Origin of the sequence: Pelomonas sp. Root1217, assembly GCF_001425705.1 — a bacterium.
Lineage (GTDB): Bacteria > Pseudomonadota > Gammaproteobacteria > Burkholderiales > Burkholderiaceae_C > Pelomonas.
Genome location: NZ_LMDC01000001.1, coordinates 678,203 through 697,058 on the forward strand (window position 1 = coordinate 678,203; position 18,856 = coordinate 697,058).

An 18,856-nucleotide genomic window follows, 5' to 3' on the forward strand; every position below is an offset into this window, starting at 1 on the left:
ATCAGCGAGTGATCGAGGGACCCTGGCGTGGCGCGAACAAGCTGGCGTGATCGTTTGGTATGCAGAGCTGGCGGATGTTTTGGCCATTAAAACCCTGATGGGTTACCCAGTGTCGCTGGGTGGCCGGGACCGGCATCTCTCTGCCGTCACTCTTGTTGACGCGCGCGGAAAACACAAGATTATCAGCCATTTGCGGCTGAATTGCAAAACCGTGACAGGTAAACCCTAGCTTTGCACACCGTGGCGCTCGCGCAGCCGGGCCAGCGCCTCCAGCGCCAGGCGCCGTTCCTCGTCAGTGGCGCCGCTGCCGCCAGGCAACGCGGCAGGGGCCCGGGACCGCAGCGCGGCGATCGCGCTGGACAGGTCGCCAGCCGGGTCGGACTCCTCGATGCCCAGTTCCTGCACGCTGCGCACCAGCCGATGCACGACGTCGGCATGGCCCTCCGCCGCCAGGCCGGCCTGGACGACGGCCCAGGGGCTGGCGCCGTGATGGGTCAGGTGGCGTTCCAGCCAATGGACGAGTTCGCCATGGCCGCCGGGCAGGTCGTGCAGCAAGGCGCGGTCCTCGTCGGGCAGGCTGTCCCAGAGCTCGCTGTGCTGCAGCAAGAGTCGGGTGGCATGGTCGGCGGCGGTCGCCGGCGTCACGCGCGGACCGGCGGGGCGAGGTTCCGCGTCGCGACGCGATTTCCAGTCACCTTTGCCTTTCCATTCCCCTTTGGGCTTCCATTCGCCTTTGGGCTGCCAACGCGGCTTTTCGGCGGGTGCCGCCGTCTCCGTGGTGGAGCCCGTGGCAGCTGCGGGTGCGCCTAGCCACAGCGCTTGCAGTTCGGCCTCAGGCAACTGCCCCTGGCGGGCGAGTTCGCCGAGCAATTGGCGACGCAGCAGGCCTTCCGGCAGCAAGGCCCAGAGGGGCTTGGCCTGGTTCAGCATGCGGGCGCGGCCTTCGGGTGTGCCAAGGTCACAGCCGTCGGCAGCGACCGTGATGAGCTGGCGCGACAGCGGCACGGCGCCCTCGATGCAGCGTTCGAAAGCCTCCGAGCCCAGCTCACGGACATAGGAGTCCGGGTCGTGCTCGGTGGGCAGGAACAGGAATTTGACGGTGTGGGTTTCGGTCGCATGGGGCAGGGCGGCTTCAAGCGCCCGACCGGCTGCGCGACGGCCTGCGGCGTCGCCGTCAAAGCTGAAAACGACCATGTCCGTATGCCGGAAGAGCTTGTGCACATGATCGGCTGTGCAGGCCGTGCCCAGCGTCGCGACAGCGTTGCCGATGCCGTACTGAGCCAGGGCGACTACGTCCATATAGCCCTCGACGACCAGTGCATAGCCGCGCTGGCGCATGGCCTGCCGGCCTTCGTAAAGGCCATAGAGCTCGCGGCCCTTGACGAAGACGGGCGTTTCGGGGGAATTCAGGTACTTGGGCTCGCCTTTGTCCAGCACGCGTCCGCCGAAGCCGATGACCTCGCCTTGCACGTTGCGGATGGGGAACATGATGCGGTCCCGGAAGCGGTCGTAGCGCTTGGCGTCCTCGCCGGGCTCGACCTCCGGGCTGATGACCAGGCCGGACTCGACGAGTTGCGGGTCGTCGTACGACGGGAAGCCGCTGGCGAGCGACCGCCAGCCTTCCGGCGCGTAGCCCAGGCCGAAATGCTTGGCGATCTGACCCGTCAGGCCGCGGCCCTTCAGGTATTCGACGGCGCGGGGCGCCGTGCGCAACTGGGCCTGGTAGTGCGCGGCCGCACGAGCCAGCACGTCGGTCAGGCTCTGCTGCCTGGCCTTCTCCACCTTGGCGCGCTCACGCTGCTCGGGGCTGCGCTCATCCTGAGGCACCACCATGCCAACCTGCTGGGCCAGGTCTTCCACGGCTTCGACGAAGGTGGCGGCGGTGTGCTCCATCAGGAAACCGATGGCATTGCCGTGCACGCCGCAGCCGAAGCAGTGGTAGGTCTGGCGGCTCGGGCTGACGATGAAGCTCGGCGACTTTTCTCCATGGAAGGGGCACAGGCCCTTGTGGTTGATGCCCGCCTTTTTCAGCTCGACATGGCGGCCCACCACCTCGACGACATCGACGCGGGAGAGCAGGTCCTGAATAAAGCCGGGCGGGATCACCCGTGGATTTTAGAGATTGGCCTGGGACGGGCTGCGCAACTGGGCAATCCAGTCGCTGTTGCCGAAGGTTTGCATCCACCCGGACAGCGCCGAAGCGGGCATGGCCGCGGCAATGCCGTTGCCCTGGCCGAGGCGGCAGCCCAGGCGCAGAAGCTCGCGCGCATGGGCTCGGCTCTCGACGCCCTTGGCCAGCACGGCGCAGCCGATATTGCGCGCCAGGCCGATCACGCTCTCGACGAGCGACAGGTCCTGGGCGTCGCCCAGCATGCCCTGCACGTAGCTGCGGTCGAGCTTGAGGGTGTCCACAGGCAGGCGCTTGAGTGAACTGAGCCGCGAGTAGCCGGCGCCGAAGTCGTCCAGCGCGATGCCGACGCCCAGGCCCAGGCAGCGCTGGATGAGGGCTTGGGTGGCGACCGTCTCGACCAGCGCGTCAGACTCCAGCACGTCCAGGTGCAGCAAATGGGCGACCTCGGGCGACTGGCGCTGGATGAGTTCCTGCAGGCGCTGCGGGAAGTCGTGGCGGCGCAGTTGCCGGGCACCGACGTTGACGCTGACCGGCAGCCCCTTGCCATCGTTGACACCAGCGCGCAGCCAGGCCGTCGCCTGCGCCAGGGCCTGCTCGATGACCCAGTCGCCGATCTGCACCGCCAGGCCGGTCGTCTCGACCAGCGGCAAGAAATGGGCCGGTGCCAACAGGCCGCGCTCGGGGTGCTGCCAACGCAGCAGCGCTTCCACGCCCATGACCTGGCCGCTGCGCAGGTCGATCTGCGGCTGGTAGTGCAGCAGCAGCTCATTGCTGTCCAGGGCGCGCTGCAGGCGAGCGACGGCAATCATGCCGGCCTCATCGCGCTGGTCCAGCGTCGGGTCGTGGAACTGGATGCCGCACCGGCCGGCATGCTTGGCGCGGTAGAGAGCGTGGCCGGCGTGGCGCAGCAGGGTCTCCGGGTCGGCGTCGTCCTGGGGATAGAGGGTGGCGCCCATGCTGGCGCCGATTTCAATGGCCAGGCCGTTGCCGACGCGGTTCTCCCGGATGGCGACCGGCGTGGACAGCACCGCCAGCAGGCGGTCGGCGGCCCGCTGGGCTTCTTCTGGCGTTTGCACGCGCATCAGCACGGCGAACTCGTCACCGTGCAGCCGGGCCAGTTGGTCGGCGGTATCTGGCGCGGCGCCGCGCGAGCCGCGCAACGCAGCTTGCAATCGGCCGCTGAGTTGAAGCAGCACGGCGTCGGCGACAAGCTGGCCGTGCTCCGCATTGACGCGGGCGAAGTCATCCAGATCGATGAGGCCGACAACGAGCCTGAAGCCGTCGCGGTTGGCCGCGACCAGGGCCAGCTGCAGCCGCCGCATGAACTCGTCGCGGTTGGGCAGGCCAGTGGCGACGTCAAAGCGCAGGCTGCGGCGCAGCAGGTCCTGCTGGCGCAGGCTTTCGCCGAGGTCGGTCAGGCTCAGCAGCCGCCAGCGTGGGCTGACGCCCTCTGGCTCCGGTACCGGGCTGAGCTTGGTCGCGAAGACATGCCGGCCGCCGTCCTCAAGCTCGGCCTGCAACTGGCCGCTCCATGACAGGCCATCATTCAGCGCCGCCTGCAGCTCGGCGGTCTCGTGGCCGCTGCGCTGCAGGTTGGCGATGCTCAGCGGTGTCGCCGGCCGGCCGACGAGGGCCTCGCGCGGCGCATGCAGGATGTCGCAATAGGCCGCGTTGACCTCGACGACGCGCCACTGCGTGTCGATGACGGCCAGACCCTCGCTGGCCTGCTGGAAGAGGGTGGCCGACATGCGCTCGCGCTCTTCGGCCGTGTGGCGCCAGCTGACGTCCGCCAGCGTTGCGATGAGGCCACGCGCGCGGCCCTGGCGGTCGCGCAGCGGCACATGGGCCTGGAGCTCGTGCCAGCGCCAGTCGCCGCCATCGGCTGCCAGGCGCAATGACACGCCGAGCTGGTTGCGCTGCGGGTCACCCAGCAGCTCGCGCAGCGCCCGGCGCAGGGGCTCGCGGTCGCGCGGGTGGGCCAGGCGCAACCAATCCAGTGGCGCGCTGCCAGCGGCCGAGCCGTCCACAGGCGTCGTCAGTGCCAGCCAGCGCGCCGACGCATGACGGCGGCCCTCGGGCAGGCGCCACTCCGCCAGCGCCAGCCCCTGGGCGTCCAGCGCGCTGCGCCAGCCGTCCCGGTCGCGCAACTGATGGTGGCTCAGCGCGATCAGTACCAGTGGCAGGAAGGCGAAACCCGCGCCCAAAATATAGGAGAGCAGGGACGGTGGCGCGCTGAGTGCCCACAGGCCCAGCAGGCCGGCACCGAGCAAGGCATTGGCGCGCGGTGAGGCCTGCAGCGCATGCAGGCAGAGCAGCAGATGCGGCAGCAGCAGGGTGGCACCGGCCTCAGGCAGCAAGATCAGGCCCGCCTGGGCGAGAACGGCCGCCGTGACCAGCATGCGAGCGGTCCAGCGGCCGCCGCGGCGGGGGCGTTGGGTGCTGGCCTGCAGGCAGGTGCCGGCGCAGAGCAGGCCAAAGCCCCACGCGGCCGCCAGTTCCAGCGCGCCACCGAGCGCGCCGCTTCGGGTCAGCCGCGCGGCCATCAAGGCTGCCAGCGCGAACAGTCCGGCCAGCGCCGGTGCGGCCAGGCCACCGAGCAGGCCGAAAAGAAGGACTTCGCGGCGGCCGGTGAGTCGGCCCGTCAGGCGCAGCCGACGCATCAGCGTGCGATTCAAAGCGATCGCGAGCAGGGGCAGGGCCAGCGCTGTCAGCACGGGTGGCGAAATCAGCAGGTCCAGTGCCGCGGCCGGATCGGCGGGCGAGCGCGCCAGCAAGGGCAGCCCGGCGCCCAGCAGCAAGCCCGCCATGACCAGGGGCAGCACCCAGGCGCTCAGCCGCCACAGCGTCAGCAGGCCCAGAGCCGCCAGCAGCATGGGCACCAGCAGATCCTGCGCCGGCATGGCCGCAACCGGCTGGGGAATGCGCAGCAGAGGCGGCAACGCGTCGGTGGCGAGCCCCCAGGCGGTGACCAGGCCGCCACCGAGACCGGCCAGTGCGGCCAGGCCGACGCGGCGCAGACGGCGCCAGCCGCGGCGGCGGTCATGGATGCGGCGCGGGCCGGGTGGCAGGGTCGTGGAGGGCGGTGCCTGGACGCTCAGGTCCGGGGCCTGGTTGTCGGATTCCGGGTGGCCGGAATGCAGATCCATGGCTCGGGCCTCAGGCCAATACCCAGGGCAGCGCGCGCATGCAGGGCGCTGGCCGAGTGAATGGGTGGCAACGATCGGGCATTGCCGCAATCTCGTCGCCGCCATGGCACGACGATCCCTGGGAAAACCCCAGGCGCAGGGTCGCTGGCAGCGTGACGAAAGGCATGGCGCAGTTTAGGCGGGACCTGCACCAAAAAGGAAAAGGGCCATCCCGTAGATGGATGGCCCTGGTCGGTCGCGCCAGCGGGCGCCGGCGACGGGAATCTGTTCAAACCCTGCAGTCAAATCGCCGGCGTATGCCGGGCAATTGACCCGCAGGAATTGGGCCTGCAGGAATTGCCGGTCAGACGGAGAAATCGGTCAGCTTGGCACCGCCAGCAATGGCGGCCTTGAGCCATTTGGGCTGCAGACCCCGGCCACTCCAGGTTTCGCCGGTGGCCTGGTTGCGATACTTGGCGGCGACCTTGGACACCTTGGCCGGCTTGGGGGTGCGGGTGCTGAGGTCGGCCACCGTCAGGCCATATTCGCTCATCAGGGATTTCACCTTGGCCACCGCTTCGCTGCGTTCGCGGTCCTTGGTTTGGCTGATCTGCTGATCAAGTGCCTCGCGCTGGGCCAGGAGTTCTTTCAGTGTGGACATGCTGCTATTCCTCTTGCGATTTGAGCGGGGAGACTCGCGACATTGATCGCCGCGGCCCCGGAGCCTTGGGGCCGATTGACCGCGAGTATCTCCGTGGGCGAATTAAATCCCGACAGGCCGCATAAATGCAAGAGTTTTCGTTGGCCGGTTGCGACGAGTTTCTAGCAGCTAGGGTTAATTGCGCATTTCGTAGCGCCGGCGGGGGTTCCCGCCGTGGCAGCCGCCGCAGAAACAGAAAGGGCCGGTGACTGGCGTCCCGGCCCTGTGGATATGCGGGGATTTGCGTTTATTCGTTTGCCGGCGGTACGTAGCCGGCGACGGCTTCGGCGCCGGTGCCAAAGAAATTGTTGGTGGCTGCATCACCTGCGCTACGCGCAGATGAGCATCCCCCACAGTTTTTCACCTGAGCTGCGCTCAGGCCGATGGCGGTACATAGCCCGCCACCGCTTCGGCACCTGTGCCGAAGAAAAACTGTTCAGCCTGGCGCATCAGGTATTGGCGGGCGCGCAGGTCGGCGAGGTTGAGGCGGTTTTCATTGACCAGCATGGTCTGATGCTTCATCCACGCCGCCCAGGCTTCCTTGCTGACGCTTTCCCACACCTTCTTGCCGAGTTCGGTATGAGCCGGGTAGGGCGGGAAGTCCAGCCCTTCGGCTTCCTTCTTCAGATAGGCACATTGAACGGTGCGGGGCATGGCGGACTCCTACGAACACGAGAAATGAGAAACGGCCGGCACTTTAGCGCGGCGGCCGTTTGGGCGAACCCGGCGGGGCTTAGTTGAATCGTTTGACCAGCACCAGCGAGCGCCGGTCCCAGTTGTATTTGCGCTTGCGTTCTTCAGGCAGCCATTCCGGGTCCACCTGCTGGAAACCGCGCTTGATGAACCAATGCATGGTGCGCGTCGTCAGCACGAAGATGCTGTCCAGGCCCTGGGCCTTGGCGCGCTGCTCGATTCTTTTCAGCAGGCGGTCGCCGTCGCCCTGGCCTTGCACTTCGGCGGAGACGGTCAGTGCGGCCATCTCGGCGGTGCGCGCCTCGACATAAGGGTAGAGGGCCGCGCAGCCGAAGATGACACCGTCGTGCTCGATGACGGTGTAGAGCTCGGCGTCGCGCTCGATCTCGGTCCGGCTGCGCTTGACCAGCGTGCCGTCACGCTCGAAGGGCTCGATGAGCTGGATGATGCCGGCCACGTCGTCGGCGCTGGCCTCGCGCAGGCTTTCCAGCTTCTCGTCGACGACCATGGTGCCGATGCCGTCATGGGTGTAGACCTCCTGCAGCAGCGCGCCATCCACCGCGAACGGGATGATGTGCGAGCGCTCGACGCCGGCACGGCAGGCCTCGGCGCAATGGCGCAGATAGAAGGCGACGTCGGTCGGCTGGGGCGCCGGGCCGACCTTGGCGAGCATGCGGTCCGCGTCGGCCACGGCCAGCTCGGTGTCGATGGGGCTGTCCGGGTCGTCTGGGTTCTCGGGCACACCGTCGACCTCGCAGACGAACAGCAGCTTGTCGGCCTGCAGCGCAATGGCCGTGGACGTGGCCACGTCCTCCATCGACAGATTGAAGGCCTCACCCGTGGGCGAGAAGCCGAAGGGCGACAGCAGCACGATGGCGCCAATGTCCATGGCGCGCTGGATGGCTGCAGCGTCAACCTTGCGTACCAGCCCTGAATGCTGGAAGTCCACGCCGTCGACGATGCCGACCGGTCGCGCGGTCAGGAAGTTGCCGGAGACCACGCGCACGGTGGCGTTGGCCATCGGCGTATTGGGCAGGCCCTGGCTGAAGGCGGCCTCGATCTCGAAACGCAACTGGCCGGCGGCCTCCTGGGCGCAGTCCAGGGCCACGGCGTCAGTGATGCGGCGGCCATGGCTGAAGCGGGGCGTCTGGCCCTTGGCGGCGAGTTGCTCGTTGACCTGGGGCCGAAAGCCGTGCACCAGGACGATCTTGATGCCCATGGCATGCAGGATGGCCAGGTCCTGCACGAAGGCATTGAGCTTGCCGGCCGCGATCAGCTCGCCCGGCATGCCAACGACGAAGGTCTCGCCGCGGTAGGCATGGATATACGGTGCCACGGCGCGGAACCAGGGCACGAAGGTGTGGGGGAAGACAAGGCCGGTCATGGGGCGAATTGTGGCCTGTGACTCGGATCACTTGACGCTGTCACATTCGCCTCCGAGGATCGCTGCTTCACCACCGGAGACCGCGATGAAGGACTATCAAGACGTCTACATGACCCCCGGCGCCTTCAGCTGGAACGAGTTGTCCAGCCCCGACCCCAAGAAGGCCTGCGAGTTCTACGGCACCCTGTTCGGCTGGAGCTTCGACACCATGAACATGGGTCAAGGCGACTATCACGTCGTCAAGGTGGGCGAGGTGGCTGTCGGCGGCGTCATGACCCAGCAGCAGCCCGGCCCGGCGATGTGGGGCGCCTATGTGACCGTCGAGAACTGTGATGCGACGGTCGAGAAGGCCAAAAGCCTCGGCGGCACCGTCTGCGCCGGCCCCTTCGACATCCCGACCATCGGCCGCATGGCCGTGTTGCAGGACCCGCAGGGCGCCGTGATCCAGGTCATCAGCTACTTCCCGCGCAGCGAATAAAGCGCTTGCGGGACAATCCCGCCGCAATGACAGCTCCGAATCCCGAGAGCCGGCCCGTGAAGCCGGCTCTCTCCATTTCATTCCCTGAATCCCTGCCGGTCTCTGCGCGGCGCGATGAAATCGCGGCTGCCATGGCCGAGCACCAGGTCGTCATCGTCTGCGGCGAGACCGGCTCTGGCAAGACCACTCAGCTGCCCAAGATTGCGCTGGCCATGGGTCGTGGGCGCATCAACGGCGGCGGCCTGATCGGCCACACCCAGCCGCGCCGCATTGCCGCCAGCAGCGTGGCCAAGCGCATCGCCGAGGAGCTGAAGACGCCGCTGGGCGACGTGGTCGGCTACAAGGTCCGCTTCCAGGATCGCCTGGCCAAGACCGCCTCGGTCAAGCTGATGACGGACGGCATCCTGCTGGCCGAGACGCAGAGCGACCCGTTGCTGAAGGCGTACGACACGCTGATCATCGACGAGGCCCACGAGCGCAGCCTCAACATCGACTTCCTGCTGGGCTATTTGCGCGAGCTGCTGCCGCGCCGGCCTGACCTGAAGATCGTTGTCACGTCGGCCACCATCGATGCGGACCGGTTTGCACGGCATTTCGAGTCGAGCAAAGGTCCCGCGCCGGTGCTGACGGTGTCGGGGCGGCTGTTCCCGGTTGAGCAGCGCTACCGGCCCTTCGAGGAAAGCCGCGAGTACGACCTGAACAACGCCATCACCGACGCGGTGGACGAGTTATGGCGCGAGGGCGGCGGCGATGTGCTGGTCTTCCTGCCCGGCGAGCGCGAGATCCGCGAGGCGGCCGAGGCGCTGCGCAAGCACCACCCGCCGGGCGTGGAAGTGCTGCCGCTGTTCGCACGGCTGTCGCAGGCCGAGCAGGACAAGGTCTTCGAACCGCACGGCCAGCGCCGCATCGTGCTGGCCACCAACGTGGCCGAGACGTCGCTGACGGTGCCGGGCATCCGCTACGTCATCGACCCGGGCCTGGCGCGCGTGAAGCGCTACAGCTACCGCAACAAGGTCGAGCAGCTGCTCATCGAGCCGGTCAGCCAGGCGGCATCCAACCAGCGCGCGGGCCGCTGCGGGCGGGTCAGCAACGGCATCTGTATTCGTCTCTATAGCGAGAAGGAATTCAACGAGCGGCCCAAGTTCACTGATCCAGAAATCCTGCGCAGCAGCCTCGCCGGCGTCATCCTGCGCATGAAGGCGCTGCACCTGGGCGAGGTCGAGCGCTTCCCCTTCCTAGAGCCGCCGCGGCCCAAGGCGATCGCCGACGGCTACCAGCTGCTGGCCGAGCTGGGCGCCACCGACGACAACAACGAGCTGACGCCGCTGGGCCGCGAGCTGTCGCGCCTGCCGCTGGACCCGCGCGTGGGCCGCATGATCCTGGAGGCCAAGAACCGCGAGGCGCTGTCGGAAGTGCTGGTCATCGCATCGGCGCTCAGCGGCCAGGACGTGCGCGACCGGCCGATGGAAGCCGCGCAGGCCGCCGACGAGAAGCACAAGAAGTTCGACGACGAGAAAAGCGAGTTCAGCGGCTACTTGAAGCTGTGGAAGTGGCTGGAGGAGTCCAAGGGCGGCGGCACAGAACACAAGCTCAGCAACCGCCGCCACGAGCAGCTGCTGCGCGAGAACTTCATCAGTCCGCGCCGCGTGCGCGAATGGCGCGACGTCTATTCGCAGCTGCACACCGTCATCGCCGAACACGGCTGGCGGCTGAACCAGAGCCCCGCCACCTACGAGCAGTTGCACCTGTCCATGCTGGCCGGCCTGCTGGGCAACATCGGCCAGAAGAGCGACGACGAGGACTGGTACCTGGGCGCACGCGGTATCAAGTTCTACCGCCATCCCGGCGCTCACCTGAGCAAGAAGCCCGGCCGGTGGATCGTGGCTGCCGAGCTGGTCGACACCTCACGCCTGTACGGCCGGGGCATCGCCAACATCGAGCCGCAGTGGCTGCCGCCAATTGCCGGCCACCTGATCAAGACCCAGCTGCTGGAGCCACACTGGGAAAAGAAGGCCGCCGAGGTCGTGGCGCTGGAGCGAGCGACGCTGTACGGCATCGTGCTCTACAGCAACAAGCGTGTGAACTTCGGCCGTGTGGACCCCAAGGCCGCCCGCGAAATCTTCATCCGTGAGGGCCTTGTCAACGACGACCTGCCGGATGAGCTGGTGCGGCAACTGCCCTTCCTGGCCCACAACCGCCGCCAGATCGCCAAGGTCGAGGCGCTCGAGCACAAGTCGCGCCGCCAGGACGTGCTGGTGGACGACGAACTCATCTACGCCTTCTACGACGACAAGCTGCCGGCGAACGTGTTCTCCGGCGCCACGCTGCTGAAGTGGTGGCGGGAAGCCAGCAAGAGCGACGACAAGCTATTGCAGCTCAGCCAGGACGAGCTGATGCGCCACGAGGCCGCAGGCGTCACCAGCGAGGCCTTTCCCAAGGTCATCCGCCTGGGCGGCGTGGACTGTGCGGCGACGTATCTGCACCAGCCGGGCGACCCACGTGACGGTCTGACCGTGACCGTGCCCATCTTTGCGCTCAACCAGGTCAGCGAGGAGCGTGCCGAGTGGCTGGTGCCCGGCATGCTCGCGCAGAAGGTGTCGGCGCTGCTGAAGAGCCTGCACCAGAAGCCGCGCGCGCGGCTGACGCCGCTGCCGGAGTTCGTCGCCGAGTTCATCGAGCTGCAGCCGTTCTGCCAGGGGGGGCTGGTGGACACGCTGCTCAGGGCCGTGAAGGACCGCAGCCAGATCGCCGTGCAGCGCAACGACTTCAAGCTGGAGCAGCTCCCGCCGCACCTGTTCATGAACTTCCGCGTCGTCGACGAGCATGGCCGCCAGCTCGGCCAAGGTCGGCAGCTGGCGGCATTGAAGGCGGAGCTGGGCGGCCAGGCGCGATCGGCGTTTCAGGCGCTGGCGGCGCTGAAGTTGCCCGCAGCAGAAGCTGCGCCAAAGCCTCAACCTGAACGCGGCGTCCGCGCCGAGATCGTCAAGCCGGCGGCCCCCGCGCGTGATGCGACACAGGCCTACACCGACTGGACCTTCGGCGAACTGCCCGAGCTGCTCGAGGTGCGCAAGAGTGGCCAGACGCTGATCGGCTTCCCGGCGTTGATCGACAAAGGCGCCCACGTCGAGATCGAGGTCTTCGACGAGCCCGAGGTCGCCGCCGCCAAGCACCGCGCCGGCCTGCGCCGGCTGGTCGCGCTGCAGCTCAAGGAACCGCTGAAGTTCCTGGAAAAGAACATCCCCGATCTGCAGCGCATGTCCGTGCTCTACATGGGCCTGGGCACGGCCGAGGATCTGCGCGACCAGATCATCGGCGTCGCACTGGACCGCGCCTTCCTGGCCGACCCGCTGCCGACCGATCCGATCAGCTTCAAGAAGCGCATCGAGGAAGGCCGCAGCCGCTTGAACCTGATTGCTCAGGAAGTAGCCCGAGCTGCGCACGCCGTGCTGCAAGAGCTGGCCAACGCGAGTCGCAAGCTGAAGGACTCTCGGCCAGCCAAGGATGTCGGCGACGACATCACCGCGCAGTTGCAGCGCCTGGTGCCCAAGCGCTTTGTGCTCGACACGCCCTGGGCCCAGTTGCAGCACCTGCCGCGCTACCTGAAGGCCATCACGGCGCGGCTGGACAAGCTGCGTGCCGACGCCGCCCGGGACACCAAGCTGATGAGCGAGATCAAGCCGCTGGAGCAGCGCTACACACGCCGCCTGGCCGAGCTCAAGGGCGTGCGCGATGCACGGTTGGAGGACTTCCGCTGGCAGCTGGAGGAGTTGCGCGTGAGCCTGTTCGCGCAGGAGCTGCGCACGCCGCAGCCGGTCAGCGTGAAACGACTCGACAAGGTGTGGAGCCAGCTGACAGGCTGACAAATTGCGGCCCAGGCCTACGCGGCCGGCCTGGGCCCGGTGTAAAACCAAGCCGGTCCAAGCCCGGAGTGTGAGCTGCTGCACACAAGGCCTGGACTGCCAGGGAATTCCGTGGCATTTCGACGCTTGCCTGCAAGCTGGACGCTCCTGGCCTGGAGTCCAATGCAGGAACACCATCTGTTACACCCCGCCCACGTCTGCCGTGCCTGATTCCAGTTCCAGCCCCGCCGCCCCGCCGCCGAAGAGCTTTGGCCGCTTCGAGTTGCGCGCGTTGCTGTCCAAGAGCGCCCGCAGCCTGATCTGGGGCGTCTTCGACCCCCGCCATGGCCAGGAGCTGATGCTCTGCATGCCGCGTGACAAGCCCAACAGCGCGGCCGCCCTGGAGCATTGGTTGCGCATGGCCCAAGGTGCAGAGCGGGTGCAGCACCCCAACCTGGCACGTCCGTTCGAGATCGGCCAGATCGAGAACTGGCCTTACGTAGCCTACGACCGCGCCCTGGGCGAGACGCTGGAAGAGCGCCTCGCACGCCAGAATGCCCCCCTGCCCATCGACGCGGCCGGCTGGATTGCCCAGTTGCTCGAAGGCCTGGCCTTCGCCCACGAGGCCGGCCACGCCCACCGGGACATCCAGACCGCCAGCCTCGTCATCGACGCCGGCGACAAGGTGCGCCTCGTTGGCCTGGAAGTCGCGCAGGAGGTCTTCCCGGCCACGGTCGATTTCAACGCCGTGACGCGCCGTGCGGTGCGCGAGTCGGCCGAGGAAGACGTGCTCTGCGTCGGTCTGCTGCTCAATCGCATCCTCAGCGGCAAGCCCGTGCTGGAGGAGAACGACCTGCAGCACGTCGTGCAGCAGATGCAACCCCTCGGGCGTGAAATGGTGCGCCTGGGCTGGGAGACGCCGCACCCCATCGCCGAGCCGCTGCGCGCCATCTGCAACCGGGCGACCGACCGCCAGCTGCGCCAGCGCTACCACCTGGCGCGCAGCTTCTGGCGCGCTCTGGACGGCTGGCGCACCTCGGCTGCGCACGACAGCGGTGGCCCCGTCGCGCTGCTGATGGACAAACTGCAGCGCATCGGCCACCTGCCGACGACGATGACCGGCCTGCACCGCTTCACGGGCGGGTCGGGGCTGGAGTCCCAGCACGCCAGTGCGCTGTCCGAGTTCGTGCTGAAGGACATGGCCCTGAGCCTGGAGCTGGTACGCCGCGTCAACAACGCGCTCAAGCAGAGCGGCCACCACGGCGAAACGGTGCTGAACATGCAGCGCGCCATCCAGATGCTGGGGCTGGATGGCGTGCAGCTCGCGGCCAACGCGCTCAAGCCCTGGCCGGGGCCGCTGGCGCCGGTGGCCGCCGAGATGCTGCGCCAATTGATGGCCCGCGTCGCCAAGGCCGCCCAGGTCGCGCAGGCGCTGCGCCCGGCGGGCTATGACGCCGAGGTCGTGCACCTCATCACGGTCATGCAGAACCTCGGCCGCCTGCTGTTGCAGTACCACTTCCCGGATGACGCCCAGCAGATCCGCCAGCTGATGGTGCCGCCGGAGCCCACCGAGGAGCAGCCCAACCCGCCCGCGATGGGTGAGCAGGCGGCGGCCTACGCCGTGCTGGGCTGCGACCTGGACGCCATGGGTGCCGCGGTGGCGCGGCACTGGGGCCTGGGCGACGAGCTGCTGCAGATGATCCGGCGCCAGCCGTTGGACGGTGCCGTGCACCCGGTGCGCAGCGATGCCGATGCGATCCGCCTGACCTGCAGTTTTGCCAACGAACTGATCGACGCCCTCGGCCTGCCCGAGGCGCGTCGCCGCCCGGCGCTGGAAGCCGCGACGCGGCGCTATGCCAAGGCGCTGGGTGTCGGCCTGCGCGAGGTCATGGAAGCATTGAATCCTGGCGCGCACAAGCCGTCGACCGCGACAGCCAAGCCGGCCGACGACGGCGCGCCGTCGTCCTCCCTGCGCGAACGCCTGTCCGCGCGCGGCAACTCCTAGGCCATGGCCGACGACCTGCCCCCCCAACTCGGCCGCTTCCGCCTGCTGCAGCGCCTGGGCGAGGGGGCGCAAGCGACGGTCTGGCTCGCCCATGATCCGCTGCTGGACCGCGAGGTGGCCGTCAAGCTGCTGAAGGCGGCGGCCGAGCCCGGCAGCGTGGATGAATGGCTGCACGAGGCCCGCGCCGTCAGCCGGCTGACCCACCCGAACATCGTGCCGGTCTTCGAGGCCGACGCCCAGGGCGGGCGCTCCTACCTCGTCTTCGAGTACGTGTCCGGTGGCACGCTCAGCCAGCGCCTGCGCGCCGGGCCGCGACCGACGGCGGCCGAGGCCGTCACCCTCATGCTGGGAATCCTGGACGGCCTCACCGCCGCCCATGCCGCCGGCCTCGTGCACCGCGACCTGAAGCCCAGCAACATCCTGCTCGATGCCCGCGGCCGGCCGCGCGTGATGGACTTCGGCATCGCGGCGCGGGTTTCGACCGACACCAACGCACCGTCACGCATCGTCGGCACGCCGGGCTATATCTCGCCCGAGGCCGCGCGCGGCGCGCCGCCGCATCCGCAGATGGATGTGTTCGCGGCGTCCGTCATGCTGGCCGAGATGCTGAGCGGCCAGCGCCTCAACCACGACCCCGATCCCTGGCGCACCATCCAGCGCGTGCAGACCACCGACCTCATGCTGCCCTCCGGCCTGGACAGCAGCGTCGACGACGCCTTGCGCGCCATCGTGCAGCGCGGCCTGGCGCGTGAGCCATCGGCACGCTGGCCGAGTGCCGCCCTGCTGCGTGATGCCCTGGCCGCCTGGCTGCGCCCGGTCGCCGAACCCGACGCCGAGGCCCAGGACGCGCCGGTGCTGGACTTCCTGCTGCGCCGCATGCGCCACAAGAGCGACTTCCCGGCGCTGTCCGATGCCATCCAGCGCATCCAGCGTCTGACGCAGTCCGAGAACGAGAGCCTGGCCAGCCTGTCCAACGAGATCCTGAAGGACGTGGCGTTGACGCAGAAGCTGCTGCGCCTGGTCAACACCGCCCAGTACCGGCATGCCGGCGGCGGCGGCATCAGCACGGTGTCGCGCGCGGTGGCGCTGATCGGCTTTGCCGGCATCCGCAACCTGGCGCTGAGCCTGGTGCTGCTGGAGCGCATGGAGAACAAGGGCCACGCCAAGCGGCTGCGCGAGGACTATCTGCGCTCGCTGATGGCGGCGTCGCTGGCGCGCGAACTCTGCCCCAACCCGCGGGAGGCCGAGGAGGCCTTTCTCGGCGCGATGTTCCATCACCTGGGCCGCTCGCTGACCGAGTTCTATTTCCCGGAGGAGGCCGATGCCGTGCGCCGCCTGGTCAGCCCTGCCGAGGATGGCCAGCCTGCGCTGAGCGAGGCGGCCGCATCGGCGCAGGTGCTGGGCATGAGCTACGAAGCCCTGGGCCTGGGTGTGGCCCGGCAATGGGGCCTGCCCGACAGCCTGCAGCGCGCCATGCGCCGCCCGGTGGGCGAGGCGCCGCAACGCCTGCTGGAAGACGGCATCGAGCGCCAGCGCTGGCTGGCACGGGCCAGCAACGACATGGCCGACCTCATCCTGAACACGCCCCCCGAGCAGGCCCATGCCAAGTTGCGGGCGATGGCCCAGCGCCATTCGCGCGCCCTGGGGCTCAGTGCCGAGACCTTCGAGAAGGCGGCCGACACGGCACGCCAGCATCTCGCGCAGATGACCGAGGCGCTCGAGCTGCACCTGCCCAAGGACTCGCGCGCCCAGCGCCTGCTCGCGCCGTTGACGCCCTCGGCGCATGACTCGCTGACGGCGCACGAACTCGCGCCCACCCAGGTTCTGGAGCGCACGCAGGACCAGCGCGCGGTTTCGCCCACCGATCAGGCCACGCAGCTGCTGGCCGCCGGCGTGCAGGACATCACCGACGCCATGGTGGAGCAGTTCCAGCTCAATGCCGTGCTGCGCATGATCCTGGAGACCATCTACCGCGCGCTGGGCTTTCGACGTGTCGTGTTCTGCCTGCGCGATGCACGCGGCCATGCCCTCACCGGGCGGCTCGGTGTGGGCGCCGATGTGGAGCGCCTTGCGCCGCTGCTGCGCATCGATCTGACGGCCCAGCCGCTGGACCTGTTCGCCGCCGTCTGCCTGAAGGGCGCTGACACGCTGATCCAGGATGCGCGTGCTGCCAACATCGCCCCGCGGCTGCCGAGCTGGTTCCGTGGCGAGCTGCAGGCGCAGAGCTTTTTGCTGCTGCCCCTCATGCTGAAGGGTTCGCCGCTGGGGCTCATCTACGCCGACCACGCCTTGGCCGGTGCCGTGCAATTGGGCGAGAAGGAACTCTCGCTGCTGCGCACCCTGCGCAACCAGGCCGTGATGGCCTTCCGCCAGGCCACCGGCTGACGCGCGTGCGGCCCTAACGCCGCTGTAGGGCAAATCCCACACCGCTTGAGGCCACAGGCTGACCGGTGCCGCACCGGCCCTCCGACTGGGGCCACGCCCTCCGTCGCGAATACTCGTTGGGCATCCTGAAAGAACCCGAACCGGCGGGTGGCGATGCTCGAACGCCGGGTATGTCAAACAACAGGAGTTCGTATGAATCACCATTCGATGAATGGCCGAGGGGTCGCGTTGGCGGTGCTTGCCGCCGCTGCCCTGGCCGCATGTGCCACGACGGGCGATGCCCCGAAGGAGCAGATGGCGGTGGCCAATTCCGCTGTCGACCAGGCCAGCGGCAATGCCGCCGAGGCGCCGGCTGAGTTATCCACGGCCCGCGACAAGCTGGCCCGCGCCAATGCAGCCATGGCCCGCAAGGACTACGTGGCGGCCCGTCAGCTGGCCGATGAGGCTGCGGCCGACGCGGCGCTGGCCCAGGCGACCGCTCGGAATGCCCGTTCCAGCCGCGCGCTGGCCGAGGTGCGCCAAAGCATCCAGCAGCTGCAGACGCAGCTGAATCGTTCCTGATTCATCGAAAGGATTGCCATGACTTCCCCCACTCGATTCGTTTCGACGCTGACCGCCCTGGCCGCAGCCACTGCCCTGTTCGCAGGCTGCGCCAGCGCCCCCACTGTCACGCCCGCCTTGCAGCAGGCACGCTCCAATGTGCGCAGCGCCGAGGCCGACCCGGCCGTGCTGAAGTACGCCTCGCTGGACGCCAAGAAGGCCGCTGATTCGCTGCGCCGAGCCGAAGAGCTGAGCGCCAAGCGCGAGTCACCCGCTGACATTGACTCCGCGGCCTATGTCGCGTCGACCCAGGCGCGCACGGCGATGGCCATTGGCCGCGCCGCGACTGAGGAAGAGGCCATCAAGTCCGCCGAGGCCGACCGCGAGCGTGCCCGCGCCGACGCGAATGCCAACCGCGCCAACGTTGCCCAGAACCAGGCCGCCAACGCCCAGATCGCAGCGGCCAACGCCAATGCCGATGCCAATGCCGCTCGCCAGCAGGCGGCCGCTGCCAACGCAGACGCCGCCCAGGCCCAGGCCCAGGCCGCCGCGCTGGCGCAGGAGCTGGCCGATTTGCAGGCCCGCCAGACCGACCGCGGCATGCTGGTCACGTTGGGTGACGTGCTGTTCGAATTCGGCCGCGCCGAGATCAAGCCTGCCGCGCAGACGTCCATCGCCAAGCTGGCGCATTACTTGAACCAGCATCCCGACCGCCGCGTGCTGATCGAGGGCTTCACCGACAGCGTCGGCAGCGATTCGGCCAACCTGACGCTGTCGCAGCGCCGCTCGCAGGCCGTGGCAGAAGCGTTGCGTGCCCAGGGCGTCGACCCGACCCGGGTCGCCACGCGCGGCTATGGCGAGGCCTACCCGGTGGCCAGCAACTCGAGCACATCCGACCGCGCGATGAACCGGCGCGTCGAGGTCTACATCTCGAACGACAACCAGCCGGTCCGCGCGCGTGGCTGATTGCCACATCGCGCCACACCGCTGTCATCACGCATCACAGGAGATTGAGATGACCCAACACCACAACACACGATGTCGCCTGGCCACCGCCTGGCTGGCTGCCGGCCTCATGGCCATTGGCGGTATTGCCCAAGCGGCGCCCCGGGCCAAGAACGTCGACCCCTTGCGCATGCAGTACGAGCGCGAGCGGGCCAATTGCATGACCGGCCAGACCAACCAGCCACGCGATGTTTGCCTGCGGGAGGCCGGTGCGGCCTATGCCCAGGCCCGTCAAGGCAAGCTGGTCTCGCCGGGCGACCGGCCCGAGCAATGGGCGGCGAATGCGCTCAAGCGCTGCCAGGCTCAGCCCACCATGGAAGACCGCGAGATGTGCGAACGCCGTGTGCGCGAAGGCCAGGTCGTGGGCAGCGTGGAAGCGGGTGGCCAGCTGACGACGCTGACCGTGCGGACCGTCGAAACCCCAAAAAATCCGGGTTGATCGGAACGCAATGAAGACTGGGGGAGGGTGACGAGCCTTACCCCCGGCACTGGTTGCAACGCTTAGGGCTGCTTGGTTCCCCACCTGACCCGGTTGGGCGCGCTTCCATGCGGGGAGGCCCGTCGAGCGAGA

At 68.3% G+C, this 18,856-nt stretch carries 12 protein-coding genes and 1 other RNA gene; 7 read left to right on the forward strand and 6 right to left on the reverse strand.

Annotated features, from left to right (window positions below; genetic code table 11):
• Positions 1–225: 225 nt before the first annotated feature.
• From dnaG to argA, 5 genes are all read right to left on the reverse strand, one after another.
• Positions 226–2,106, reverse strand: coding sequence for a DNA primase (gene dnaG, locus ASC95_RS03160; RefSeq protein WP_057296308.1), 1,881 nt, complete (start codon positions 2,104–2,106; stop codon positions 226–228).
• A gap of 9 nt (positions 2,107–2,115) precedes the next feature.
• Positions 2,116–5,277, reverse strand: a complete 3,162-nt coding sequence (locus ASC95_RS03165; protein WP_057296309.1) for a bifunctional diguanylate cyclase/phosphodiesterase — start codon at positions 5,275–5,277, stop codon at positions 2,116–2,118.
• A gap of 343 nt (positions 5,278–5,620) precedes the next feature.
• Positions 5,621–5,917 (reverse strand): H-NS family nucleoid-associated regulatory protein, encoded by a 297-nt coding sequence (locus ASC95_RS03170; protein ID WP_057296310.1) that lies wholly within the window; start codon positions 5,915–5,917, stop codon positions 5,621–5,623.
• Positions 5,918–6,331: 414 nt separating this feature from the next.
• The gene (locus ASC95_RS03175; RefSeq protein WP_057296311.1) at positions 6,332–6,610 is read right to left on the reverse strand and encodes an oxidative damage protection protein; all 279 of its coding nucleotides are present in this window, start codon (positions 6,608–6,610) and stop codon (positions 6,332–6,334) included.
• Positions 6,611–6,689: 79 nt separating this feature from the next.
• Complete coding sequence (gene argA, locus ASC95_RS03180; protein ID WP_057296312.1) at positions 6,690–8,033, reverse strand: amino-acid N-acetyltransferase; 1,344 nt, start codon at positions 8,031–8,033, stop codon at positions 6,690–6,692.
• A gap of 85 nt (positions 8,034–8,118) precedes the next feature.
• On the opposite strand from argA, the gene ASC95_RS03185 reads away from it, so the two are divergent.
• From ASC95_RS03185 to ASC95_RS03215, 7 genes are all read left to right on the forward strand, one after another.
• Complete coding sequence (locus ASC95_RS03185) at positions 8,119–8,511, forward strand: VOC family protein (RefSeq protein ID WP_057296313.1); 393 nt, start codon at positions 8,119–8,121, stop codon at positions 8,509–8,511.
• 26 nt (positions 8,512–8,537) lie between these two features.
• Positions 8,538–12,371 (forward strand): ATP-dependent RNA helicase HrpA, encoded by a 3,834-nt coding sequence (gene hrpA, locus ASC95_RS03190; protein WP_057296314.1) that lies wholly within the window; start codon positions 8,538–8,540, stop codon positions 12,369–12,371.
• 202 nt (positions 12,372–12,573) lie between these two features.
• A complete protein-coding gene (locus ASC95_RS03195) occupies positions 12,574–14,355 on the forward strand; it encodes an HDOD domain-containing protein (protein ID WP_057296315.1) in 1,782 nt (593 codons plus the stop codon).
• Positions 14,356–14,358: 3 nt separating this feature from the next.
• A complete protein-coding gene (locus ASC95_RS03200) occupies positions 14,359–16,740 on the forward strand; it encodes a serine/threonine protein kinase (RefSeq protein WP_057296316.1) in 2,382 nt (793 codons plus the stop codon).
• A gap of 192 nt (positions 16,741–16,932) precedes the next feature.
• Positions 16,933–17,301, forward strand: coding sequence for a DUF4398 domain-containing protein (locus tag ASC95_RS03205; protein ID WP_082567443.1), 369 nt, complete (start codon positions 16,933–16,935; stop codon positions 17,299–17,301).
• A gap of 18 nt (positions 17,302–17,319) precedes the next feature.
• Positions 17,320–18,246, forward strand: a complete 927-nt coding sequence (locus ASC95_RS03210) for an OmpA family protein (RefSeq protein WP_057296318.1) — start codon at positions 17,320–17,322, stop codon at positions 18,244–18,246.
• 49 nt (positions 18,247–18,295) lie between these two features.
• Complete coding sequence (locus ASC95_RS03215; protein WP_057296319.1) at positions 18,296–18,724, forward strand: hypothetical protein; 429 nt, start codon at positions 18,296–18,298, stop codon at positions 18,722–18,724.
• Positions 18,725–18,750: 26 nt separating this feature from the next.
• On the opposite strand, the gene ffs is transcribed toward ASC95_RS03215, so the two are convergent.
• Positions 18,751–18,848, reverse strand: an RNA gene (gene ffs / locus ASC95_RS29710) — signal recognition particle sRNA small type.
• Positions 18,849–18,856 lie beyond the last annotated feature (8 nt).

What these genes read in the sequence shown, in the direction of transcription:
- ASC95_RS03165 (WP_057296309.1), bottom strand. Translation starts at nt 5,277, where the DNA reads ATGGATCTGCATTCCGGCCACCCGGAATCCGACAACCAGGCCCCGGAC.
- ASC95_RS03170 (WP_057296310.1), bottom strand. Translation starts at nt 5,917, where the DNA reads ATGTCCACACTGAAAGAACTCCTGGCCCAGCGCGAGGCACTTGATCAG.
- ASC95_RS03175 (WP_057296311.1), bottom strand. Translation starts at nt 6,610, where the DNA reads ATGCCCCGCACCGTTCAATGTGCCTATCTGAAGAAGGAAGCCGAAGGG.
- argA (WP_057296312.1), bottom strand. Translation starts at nt 8,033, where the DNA reads ATGACCGGCCTTGTCTTCCCCCACACCTTCGTGCCCTGGTTCCGCGCC.
- ASC95_RS03185 (WP_057296313.1), top strand. Translation starts at nt 8,119, where the DNA reads ATGAAGGACTATCAAGACGTCTACATGACCCCCGGCGCCTTCAGCTGG.
- hrpA (WP_057296314.1), top strand. Translation starts at nt 8,538, where the DNA reads ATGACAGCTCCGAATCCCGAGAGCCGGCCCGTGAAGCCGGCTCTCTCC.
- ASC95_RS03200 (WP_057296316.1), top strand. Translation starts at nt 14,359, where the DNA reads ATGGCCGACGACCTGCCCCCCCAACTCGGCCGCTTCCGCCTGCTGCAG.
- ASC95_RS03205 (WP_082567443.1), top strand. Translation starts at nt 16,933, where the DNA reads ATGAATCACCATTCGATGAATGGCCGAGGGGTCGCGTTGGCGGTGCTT.
- ASC95_RS03210 (WP_057296318.1), top strand. Translation starts at nt 17,320, where the DNA reads ATGACTTCCCCCACTCGATTCGTTTCGACGCTGACCGCCCTGGCCGCA.
- ASC95_RS03215 (WP_057296319.1), top strand. Translation starts at nt 18,296, where the DNA reads ATGACCCAACACCACAACACACGATGTCGCCTGGCCACCGCCTGGCTG.